The organism is Asticcacaulis sp. (genome assembly GCF_020217185.1).
In the GTDB taxonomy this organism is placed as follows: domain Bacteria; phylum Pseudomonadota; class Alphaproteobacteria; order Caulobacterales; family Caulobacteraceae; genus Asticcacaulis.
Map to the genome: position 1 here is coordinate 1 of NZ_JAIWNX010000022.1, position 10,000 is coordinate 10,000.

A 10,000-nucleotide genomic window follows, 5' to 3' on the forward strand; every position below is an offset into this window, starting at 1 on the left:
CCGTGCGTTGATACTTCTGCTTGCGCAGGGTCTTGACCTCTTCGGCGCTGACCGGCGTTACCGACTGCACGAAGCAGGGCGTCTTGAAGCCGCCGTCTCCGCTTTGGCGCACCGAAAGCTGCACATCCAGCGGATCACAAATCTGCACCGAGCCGCGGTATTCGAACACCAGAATATCATAGGGCGTCAGCTGGCAACCATCGACCTTGATCAGCACCCCGCCGCGGCCGGCCCCTTCGGCCAGTATCGTCTCCTGATCGAGAACGGTCGTGTCGATCCCCGGCCCGTTTACGCAACGCAGCGGGGCTTTTTTACCGTCCTCGGCCTGTGAACTCACGGGCAGGACACCCATGGCCATCAACCCACCGGCTACGCCCAGCACGGCGAACAGGACTTTTCCATTCAGACGTCGCATCTGTCTCTCCTTAGCCAACTCTTCGGTAGGGCAAATTCCGTTGCCCCTTCCGAACGTTCAAACCTACTTAACCAGAACGCTGTAATTTAAATATCAGCGTAATATCAACGAGCGTACCCATGGCACTCAGCGTTCTCATCATCGAAGACAGCCTGACTCAGGCGCAACTGATCGGACGCCTGTTCGAGCGCGCGGGCTTTGCCCCCGGTCTGGCCACCAATCGCCCCAATGCCCTTCAGGAACTGGCCCGGCAGACCTGGGCCCTGCTGGTGATCGACGTCTTCATGGCCGATGAAAACTCGCTCGATCACATTGATGACTATCGACGGGCCGCACCGAACACGCCGATTGCCGTCATGACCGCCATTCGCAAGGGGGCCCCGCTGGCCGCCAGCCATTCGCTCAATGCCGCCCGTCGCGCCAGGGTGGACTTTATCCTGCCCAAACCCTTCCGTTTTGAAGACATCCAACAAGTCTGCCAGGAAGTGATCCATCGCCGCGACAACCCCAACCCCGGTCAGATACTGTATCTTTAGAGCGAAATGACTTTGAGTGGAATCGCCATTTCGCTCTAAATATTTGTTTTTCGCGATGTTTTTGCGGAAAACCGCTCACACTTTTGGCTTCGCCGAACTCCGTTTCCGCACATCGCTCTAGTACTTTCTCGCCTCTTCCTTCGTCAGGGGGGTTATGGACTCGATGAGACAGCGCACCGGGGCCTCGTCAAAACGCGAATAGAGGATCTTGACGTCGCGCCGGTCGCAAATCTGCGTACCGCCGAAAAATTCAAAGCCGATCTTGTCGAGATCATCGAGGTTCTGACAGGGGGCCGAAAGCTTCAAAAGGGCCGAACGGCCGAAACTGTCTTCGATCAGCACCGTCGTCTTATCGACCACCATCTTGCGGTTCAGATGGCTGGCGTCCAGACACCGCGCCTTACCCGCCGGTTTGGGCGCGTCTTCGGGCGCGGCAGAGGCCAGGCTCAAGGCCCCCAGTCCGCTGGTCACCACGACGGCCACCGCCGCCAGTTTCATCAGGACTTTCATCTCTGCACCCTCTTACGTCCCTTCTCTGTCTCTGTTTTCCGCCGTCTTCGGCGTGACGCCTTCGATACGGTCGGCTTCTTCCTTGGTAATGGCTTTGACGTCGGTGATGTGGCAGCGCGCCAGACGGCCCGACCCCGGCTCGGAATAGAGAACCTCCGCATCAAAGCCGCCGCAGACGTTGAGCGCACCGGCGCGCGTGCGGATACCAATACGGAAGGCGTCCTCGATGCCCATACAGGCCCCGCTCAGTTCCAGTTTGTAATTCTGGCGGCCATAGGTTTCGACGATCATGGTTCGCGAATCGACGGGGTTGAAGCGGTCGATATCATCGCTGCGGAAGCATTTGCGCATTTCCTTTTGCGCCGGTGTCGCGGCGTCACGCTCACGGTCCGGCTGAGCGGAGGCCGCAGATTGAGCCTGCGCCGGAAGCAGGCTGAGGGTCGTCAGCCCGGCGGCCGCCACAGCCACAACAGTCATCAGAGTCTTCATCGCATCACTCCTTCGCCAAACCGCACGCGACGGTCCTTTATCTCCAATGAGGCGAGCGGAATCAGGCCATTTAATGACTATGTACAGACTGTAATCTTTCCGGGCGCAACCGATGCGCGGATGCCACAGTCAGCGGCGACGGCACCCCCAGCGCCTGCGCTACTGCCGCCATGCCGAGCAAAGGCCCCAGACACAGGCCGCGTGCCCCCAGACCGGTCAGCGCCGTAAGGCCAGATGCCACCTCCCCCATCACCGGCAGGTGATCGCGCGTGGTGACACGCACCGCGGCGCGCGACACTGTGCCCCCCGCAGCCCTGTCCGCCGCTTCGGGGAGGACCGCGCGCAGGGTGTCGAGATTGTGGGCGCGGTCATCGTCACGCCCCTCCGTTGCGCGATCGCCGCGAATATGGGTCGAGCCGAAGACAAACCCTTCGGGCATCGGCACGTAATAGCCCCCCCAGGCCTGCGGCTGCGGGTCCGGTGGCGGGGCGGCGGCGGTTTCGATCTGCCCGCGCACTGGCCGCAGATCGAGCGCCTCGGCCCACGGCAGATCGAAAATCCCGTCGCCACAGGCCAGAAACACCCGGTCAAATTCATAGACCGCGCGGTCGGTCACGATACGCACCGGCGCAGCGGGCTCCACGCGCACAACGGTTTCGGCTACCACCGGAGCGTCTCCCAGAAGCGCCTTGACGATCTCCGGCGGGCGCACGGAGGCTGCGCGTGCCATCCTGAGCCCTTCCGGGGTGAGCACCATATCGCCCGGCGCGAAATCGGGCTGGGCGGCGATTTTGGCAAAGCGCGCTTCGTCGCGCGCGTCTGCGCAGCGTTGCTGCACCCCCTGCGCCAGCACGGCTTCGGGACACAGGCGCGCATAGAGGTCGGTGGCGGCATAAAGCGCATCGGCAAACAGAGCGCTGATCGCCCCGCCCCCGGCATCCAGCCGCGGCGTAACCAGGCCCGCCGGATTGCCCGACGCCTGCGGGCCAATGTCGAAAACAGTGGCCGAATGCCCGTAATGGCGCAGGGCATGGACGAGGGAAGCCCCGGCAATGCCCCCGCCGATAACGGCAATGCGCTCTGGCGCGGGGGGCGCTTTGACGGTGCCGGGGAAAACCGCCTCCAGCCGCTCACGCTTGCGCCCAAAGCCGGGCTGTTTCGACACTTCAAAGCCGGCAGTCTGAAGCCCGCGCCGCACAAACCCCGCCACGGTAAAGGTCGCCAGACGCGCGCCTGGCGCGCTGTGCGCCGCCACGGCGCTCAGCACGTCATCGGCCCACATGTCGGGGTTCTGCGCCGGGGAAAAGCCGTCGAGAAACCACGCATCGGCCTGACCGTCCCACTGGCTCAGCGCGTCGCGCACATCCATCAGGGCCAGCGTCAGGGTCACGCCCCATTCGGGGAAGGTCATCAGGTGAAAGCCGCGCCGTTGCGGCGGCCAGCGCGCGATAATCGCCTCGGCAAAGGGGGCCAGTTCCGGCCAGCTGGCCAGCGCGCGTGCGGCGGCCTCACGCGGCATCAGATAGGCTTCGACGGAAAACAGGTGCAGGTGCCCCTGCGCCGGACGATGAGTGGCCCACAGCTGCATCAGGGCGGCGATATTGAGCCCGGTGCCAAACCCCAGTTCGCCCACCGTGTAATGACGTCGCCCGGCCCACCCGTCAGGCAGGCCACAGCCGCTCAGGAACACCGCCCGCGTCTCCGACAGACCGTCCTGTAAGGAATAGTAGATGTCATCGAAACGCGCCGAACGCGGGTTACCGTCTTCGGCAAAATAAAGCTGGGGGTCGTCGGTCATCGGGCTCACGCACAAAAAAGAAGAGGCCGTTCCCGGGAACGACCTCTTCCAAACTCTTGTCTAATCCAGCGCCGTGAGGCGCAGGGGATTAGTGAGCAGCAGCCGGAGCTTCAGCAGCCGGAGCTTCGACGGCGGCCGGCGAAGCGGCTTCCGAAGCTTCGACAGTGGCCGAGGCGTCAGCCGAAGCGTCAGCCGGAGCGGATTCTTCGGTGGCGGCGGGCTCTTCAGCCGGCTTCGAGCAAGCGGCAACCGACAGAGCGGCGACGGCGGCGGCGGCGAGCAGGGCCTTGCGGACGATTTCAGAGGTCATGGATCCAGATCCTTAGATTCTAACGTTAGAGCGCCTAGCAACTGCGCCCGACTCCTTCATACGCAAAACCGCTGAGTCTCGCAAGGGGTGTTTTCACAAATATGTGATCACCTCTCGCAACAAAGCCGCAATTCCCCCTCAAAATACGCCAAAGGCGGGAAATTGCGGCTTTTCAGAGGGACGGATTCGCCCCTGCGTTAACCTTACCCTATTCGTTCGGGATATTGTTGAGCGCCTCTTCCATCTCGGCAAAGGACGGCTGCGCCCCGGACGGGATGTTGCCACGACCGATTTCGACCGAAATCTGCGCCGCATTGCCGTGCAGGTGCGCCACCAGCACCGCCTGAATGATCTTGTAGAAGGCGCCTTCTTCTTCAACGATACCGTTGAGACGGGCCGCAAACGGCCCAACCAGCCCATAGGACAGCATAACACCCAGGAAGGTGCCGACCAGCGCGCCGCCGATCATGCCACCCAGCACTTCCGGCGGCTCGGTGATGGCACCCATGGTCTTGATAACCCCCAGAACAGCCACAACGATACCCAGCGCCGGCAGGGCATCTGACATGTTTTGCAGAGCATGAGCGGGATGCGCAGCCTCGTGGTGGTGCTTTTCGAGCTGCTTTTCCATCGCGTCCTCAACCTGATGCGGGTCTTCGAGGTTCATCGTCATCATACGCAGCGTGTCGCAGATGAAGTCGATGGCGAAGTGGTCCTTCATGATCTTGGGGTAGCGCGAGAAGATCGAGGAGTCATGCGGCTTTTCTATATGGCTTTCCAGCGCGATGACCCCCTTGGCCTTCATCGTCTTGGTCAACTGGAACAACAGCGACAGAAGATCGCGATAATCGGAGCCCTTCCACTTGGGACCGCTGAACACCTTACCCAATCCCCCGGCCATTCCCTTCAGGGTATGCAGGTCATTAGCGATCAGCGTGGCACCAATGGCGGCCCCCAAGATGCCCGTAAGTTCGTAAGCCAGGGAGTGCAGAATCGGCGCCATGGACCCGCCGGACCACAGATAGCTGCCGAACACCGTGGCAAACAGGACGACAATACCGATAATCTGAAACATGCAGGAGGGGTCCGGAGAACTTCGTGATTCTTCCGAACTTAACCCGCCAAATCTTAAGAGGCGGTTTCCGGTTAACGCCTAAGGTTAATGAAAGACCTTATTTCGGCAGGAACAGCTTCACCACCTTGTTCATGTCCATATAGGTGACGAACCCCATCGAGGCCGTCTGCACATCCGGATGGGCCATCAGGTCTTCCATGCCTCGCTCACCGACGCTCGAAAAGGCCTCTCCGAAGGCGTTCTCCACGACAGTCTGATTGCCGCTTTTGTAGATTTCGCGGATTTCAGCCCCACACTGATCGACCATCAGCCGCGTCATCATGACCCCGACTCCCCGATCAAGTTCGGTGCGTTCGGCCTGCGAAATAGCCGCATAGCGAGAGACGTCGGGATGGCGCGCCATCATGAAGAAGACGTAGCGCACGATCAGACGCTGGTCTTCCGGCGTTACCGCCTTTGAGAGGCAGGTCTTGAGCGCCGCCGCCTGTGCCTCACCCTGAGCGGGTGTGGCGGTCTGGGCGTGCGCCTGAGCCCCCAACCCCAATGCGGCCATCACCGCAAGGCTGATCAGCCCTTTTTTGACTTTCGATCCGTACATGATGTGCCCCTCCTCGTCGCTTTCCAGATCGGGCATCCTAACCCGCGCCCCTACCCTCGTCCAGAGGCTGGCGGGCTCAGCGGCGGGGCAACAGGTCATCGAGCGCCACCGTCTCTGGCCGGGCCGCCGTCTCGGGTGTAATGGCCGGCAGGGAGGTGGTGTCGCCATCCACGGTTTCGACGGTGTCGGTGGCCGCCTGATGCGCGTCGAAACAGGTGTCGGTGCATTCGATGACGCCCGGCACGGCGCGCGGCCGGGTGGCCTCGGCCAGAGCCGCCGCATCGCTGACATCCGGCGACACATAGGCCATATCCGCCGCTGCCGAGGTTTCAGAGCTGACCGAAGTGGCGTCTTCGGGCGGGGGCAAGGCCTCAGTCGCGGGCCAGGCGCTGGCGAGGGCGAGCGTTTCCACCACCGGCGGGCGCACATCCAGCACATCGCGCTTTACGGCTTCCGTGGCGGGGAACACGGCGTGCGGGTCGCGGCGCTCATAGACTTGGGTCAGCATGGAGCCATCAAAGGTGGCAATACGCGCCGCAACGGCTCCGCTACCCACCGTCAGCACCACCCCGGCGGTCCACAGGCTGAGGCCCAGCGCGCGCCGGGCCCGTAAGGCGGCATCAGGCGCGAAGACGGCGCTCATCCCCGCCTCCCGCTGATCCGCGCCGTCTTACGGCGTTGGATGTCCTTGACGAAGCGGGCCACCGCCACGACGGCCAGACCGACGCTGATCAGACCGCTAAGACCGGGGGCCACACGCCGCGCATAGGGCGTATTGATCAGGCCCGCCGTCGCCATCAGTTTGGCCGACGGGGCGCGACCGGTCAGGGTCTGAACGAAGGGCAGAAGGCTCAGCACCTTGGTGGCGACAGGGACGATACGGCGGGTCATCTTATCCTCGGCAGAACAGCTTGGTCTGCGCACCCTACGCCCAACCGCATAAGGATGAAGGCGCGGCCATAGCGGCGCGCCGTCAAAAACACCTCAAGACGTATTACCTTATTGGGTGGGAGCCACCCGTGCCTTCGCCACCTGCTCGAAAGCAAAACCGGCACTCAGTAGGTTTGCGTCCGACCACTGGGTGCCGATAAAGGACATCCCCAGCGGCAGGCCCTGCACCTGACCCATCGGCACGGTCAGGTGCGGATAGCCGGACATGGCAGGCCACTGGCTGGCCGACGGGCCGGAAAACTGATCGCCATTGACCTCATCCGAAAGCCACGGCAGGCCATAGGTCGGCGCGACCAGCAACGACACGCCATAGGCGCTGAGAAGCCCGTCTATATGGCTGCGCGCAAAGGTTTTCGCGCGGGTGGCGGCGGCCTTATAGGCCGGATCGTCCAGTCCCTGCGTCTTTTCGGCGGCCTCAAAGAACTCCTGCCCGAAGAAGGGCATTTCGCGGGCGGCCTCGGTTTTGTTGAAGGCGATGACGTCCGACAGGGTGCGCGTTTTGACCGTCGCTGGCGTGGTGGCCAGATAGGCGTTGAGATCGGCCTTCAACTCGGTCTGAAGCACGTTGAGTTCAGCCGCATCCAGCCCCTCGACCGAGGAGTCGGTAATATCGACCAGCACAGCGCCGGCCGCCTCCAGATGCTTGAGCGCGGCGTTAAAGGCCGCTTCAACCTTGCCCGGACCGCCCGTGCGGTCGCGCAGCACGCCGATACGCACCCCTTTCAGGGCATCGGGCGACAGGCCCGCCGCATAGTCAATTTTACGCACATCGGCTTCGTGAGTCACCGGATCGGCCGGGTCGCTGCCCGCCATGGCCGACAGCATCAGCGCCACATCGCGCACGCTGCGGCCCATCGGTCCCGGAATATCCTGACTGTGCGAGATAGGCACCACATGGGTCCGCGAAATCAGCCCCATGGACGGTTTCAGCCCTACCAGTCCATTCATGGCCGACGGACAGACGACTGAGCCATCAGTTTCCGTCCCGACGGCCAGCACCGCGAAACTCCACGCCACCGCCGTACCGCTGCCCGACGACGAGCCACAGGCCGAACGGCGCGCGTCATAAGCATTGCCCGTCAGGCCGCCCACGGCGCTCCAGCCACTCATCGAACGGGTCGAGCGGATATTGGCCCATTCCGACAGGTTGGTCTTGCCCAATATGACCGCTCCAGCGGCCCGCAGCCGTGCCACCACCGGCGCGTCACGCCCCGTCACATTGTCTTTCAGCGCCAGAGACCCCGCCGTGGTGGGCATGGCGTCCCTGGTTTCCACATTGTCCTTGATCAGGACGGGGATGCCGTGCAGGGGCCCGCGTACCTTGCCCGCCTTGCGTTCGGCATCCAGCGCACGCGCCTCAGCCAGCGCATCGGGATTGAGCGCGATCACAGCATTGAGTTGGCGCGATTTGTCATAGGCTTCGATGCGGCGGATGGAGGCTCTGGTGATGGCCTCTGCCGATAGCTCACCGCGCGTCATGGCCGCCTGAAGCTGATCCACGGAGGCTTCGCGTACCGGATCGGGTTTGGGCGCCGCCTGAACCGGGCTGGCCAGACAGATGGCGATACTCAAGAAGGATACCAGACGCTTCATAACCCATGCCCTCCAGCCTTTGTCTGTGAAAGGTTACACGCGAGACCGTATCTGGCAAGACGTTGCAGACTCATACCAACGGCCGGAGATACTGACCGCATCCGGCCGTTGAAGACGCGCTTAATAGCCGCGCGACCGCTCAACCGTCGGCGGCAGTTGGCCCGTCATCCGCCAGTGGCGCAGATTATCCGCCACCACCTGCGCCGCGGTGTGGAGGTTGGTCGGGGCGGAGATGTGCGGCAGAACCGTCACCTGCGGGTGGTGCCACAGGGGAGACGCGGCCTCCAGAGGTTCAGAGTCAAACACATCCAGCACGGCGTGCGATAGGTTGCGGTCCAGCGCCTGCAACAGCGAGTCGATGTCGAGCGCCGCGCCGCGTCCGAAATTGATCAGCCCCGCGCCCGGCGGCAGCCAGCCCAGGGTTTCGGCGTTCAGAATTCTTCGCGTGTCCGGCGTCGAAGGCAGCAGGTTGACCACTATATCACTCTGCGACATCAGGGATTGGAGCCCGTCCATGCCCGTAAACACCTCAAAATCGGCGGGTTTCGGTGTGCGGCTCCAGCCGAGAACGCGAAACCCCGCCGCCCGCAGGCGCGCCACGGCCGTCAGCCCCATATGGCCCAGCCCCAGCACACCCACCGTCACCGTCGAAGGCGCGCGATAGGGCCGCTGATGCCACTGGCGCGCCGCCTGCTGACGCGCATAGGCCGGCATGTCGCGCTGAAGGTAGAGCGTCCAGGCCAGCACCGCCTCGCCCATCACGCGGCTCAGTTCCGGATCGACCAGCCGCACAATCGGCAGGTCCACCGGCAACTCAGCCACCAGCCGCTCGACCCCGGCCCAGACGCTGTGCACCCATTTGAGGCGCGGCAGGGCCTGCAACAGCGCCGGGTCGGGATTGGCCACTACGGCCACCTCAACCGCCTTCGGGTCGGCGTCGCTTAGCGGCACGACGGGCATATCCGGCAAGGCCGCAGACAGGGCAGCAATCCATGCCTGCGCTTCGGCATCGCAGACGCGGCCCGTAAAGACGATGGCAGACACAACACCTCTCCGCACCTTAAGACCCCCTTTATGCGGGCGTCCATAAGTGGACGTCAATGACTCAGGGCTGAGGTTTCGCCCCCGCCGTCGCGTCTGTTGCGGTCAGACTTTCGACACCGACCGAGGCCGTACCGTTGTCGAGATTGATCCACAGGAAGCGCCGCGCGTTTTCCGTCTGCAATTCCGTAAAATAGGCATCAATCTTGCGCCATTTGGCATCAGCATCGTGCCATTCTTTTGCGTTGCTTATCAATTCTGCGCTGACATTCAGGTTGTTATAATCCTTGCAAGCCTTGGTGGCGGCACCCGACTTGCCCTTGGCACAGTAGAGATCGAAATACGGCTGAAGAGCATCTCGGGTCTGCTGGTAATCAAGCTCAATAGAGTAACTGGCCCGCCCCGGTTTAGGGATGGAAATAGCCTGTAAATTCAATAACGGCATCTCCATCGCCATGACCGACTTGCTTTGAACGGTGCCGGCATTGCGCAGGACGAGGCTGTCATCCCCCCCACCCAACAGCTTGCTCGCGACATCAAAAGGAGTAGTGATGATGCGGCTCAGGGCTGAATAGGCTGTAGGGCGGTTTTCCTGGCCTACCGTATTAACGAACTGCTTGTATCTGAGCCAAGCGCCAACGCGATCTCCGTTGAATTTATTGAGAATATCTCTCTGAGACTCTT

Annotated in this window: 13 protein-coding genes; 1 reads left to right on the forward strand and 12 read right to left on the reverse strand. The window is 62.6% G+C overall.

All coding sequences use genetic code 11. The annotated features are described in order from the left end of the window. The coding region (locus LDL37_RS00965) for a hypothetical protein (RefSeq protein WP_290793026.1) at positions 1 to 415 on the reverse strand (415 nt) is incomplete at its 3' end. 119 nt (positions 416 to 534) lie between these two features. On the opposite strand from LDL37_RS00965, the gene LDL37_RS00970 reads away from it, so the two are divergent. Beyond that, the gene (locus LDL37_RS00970) at positions 535 to 951 is read left to right on the forward strand and encodes a response regulator (protein WP_290793028.1); all 417 of its coding nucleotides are present in this window, start codon (positions 535 to 537) and stop codon (positions 949 to 951) included. Between the two features lie 117 nt (positions 952 to 1,068). Here LDL37_RS00970 and LDL37_RS00975 read toward each other — a convergent pair whose 3' ends face one another. The 11 genes from LDL37_RS00975 to LDL37_RS01025 form a co-directional block, all read right to left on the reverse strand. Next, positions 1,069 to 1,461: a DUF6491 family protein gene (locus LDL37_RS00975; protein ID WP_290793031.1), complete on the reverse strand. Its 393-nt coding sequence runs from the start codon at positions 1,459 to 1,461 to the stop codon at positions 1,069 to 1,071. 12 nt (positions 1,462 to 1,473) lie between these two features. After that, entirely contained in the window at positions 1,474 to 1,950 is a 477-nt protein-coding gene (locus LDL37_RS00980) for a DUF6491 family protein (protein ID WP_290793034.1), read from the reverse strand. A 70-nt stretch (positions 1,951 to 2,020) separates the two neighbouring features. Next, positions 2,021 to 3,748, reverse strand: coding sequence for a tRNA (5-methylaminomethyl-2-thiouridine)(34)-methyltransferase MnmD (mnmD, locus tag LDL37_RS00985; protein ID WP_290793037.1), 1,728 nt, complete (start codon positions 3,746 to 3,748; stop codon positions 2,021 to 2,023). A gap of 88 nt (positions 3,749 to 3,836) precedes the next feature. Next, positions 3,837 to 4,058 carry a hypothetical protein gene (locus LDL37_RS00990; RefSeq protein ID WP_013480031.1) on the reverse strand — a complete coding sequence of 74 codons (222 nt, stop codon included), beginning with the start codon at positions 4,056 to 4,058 and terminating at the stop codon, positions 3,837 to 3,839. Positions 4,059 to 4,266: 208 nt separating this feature from the next. Next, positions 4,267 to 5,133, reverse strand: coding sequence for a flagellar motor stator protein MotA (motA, locus tag LDL37_RS00995; protein ID WP_126423567.1), 867 nt, complete (start codon positions 5,131 to 5,133; stop codon positions 4,267 to 4,269). Positions 5,134 to 5,230: 97 nt separating this feature from the next. Further along, positions 5,231 to 5,767 carry a hypothetical protein gene (locus LDL37_RS01000; protein WP_290793045.1) on the reverse strand — a complete coding sequence of 179 codons (537 nt, stop codon included), beginning with the start codon at positions 5,765 to 5,767 and terminating at the stop codon, positions 5,231 to 5,233. A gap of 40 nt (positions 5,768 to 5,807) precedes the next feature. Then, complete coding sequence (locus LDL37_RS01005) at positions 5,808 to 6,374, reverse strand: hypothetical protein (protein WP_290793048.1); 567 nt, start codon at positions 6,372 to 6,374, stop codon at positions 5,808 to 5,810. After that, positions 6,371 to 6,622, reverse strand: a complete 252-nt coding sequence (locus LDL37_RS01010; RefSeq protein ID WP_290793051.1) for a hypothetical protein — start codon at positions 6,620 to 6,622, stop codon at positions 6,371 to 6,373. The genes LDL37_RS01005 and LDL37_RS01010 overlap by 4 nt, the downstream gene beginning before the upstream one ends. Positions 6,623 to 6,730: 108 nt before the next feature. Further along, entirely contained in the window at positions 6,731 to 8,275 is a 1,545-nt protein-coding gene (locus LDL37_RS01015) for an amidase (RefSeq protein WP_290793054.1), read from the reverse strand. Between the two features lie 120 nt (positions 8,276 to 8,395). Then, positions 8,396 to 9,319, reverse strand: coding sequence for a glyoxylate/hydroxypyruvate reductase A (locus LDL37_RS01020; protein ID WP_290793056.1), 924 nt, complete (start codon positions 9,317 to 9,319; stop codon positions 8,396 to 8,398). A 61-nt stretch (positions 9,320 to 9,380) separates the two neighbouring features. After that, on the reverse strand, positions 9,381 to 10,000 hold a 620-nt coding region (locus tag LDL37_RS01025), incomplete at its 5' end, for a hypothetical protein (RefSeq protein ID WP_290793059.1).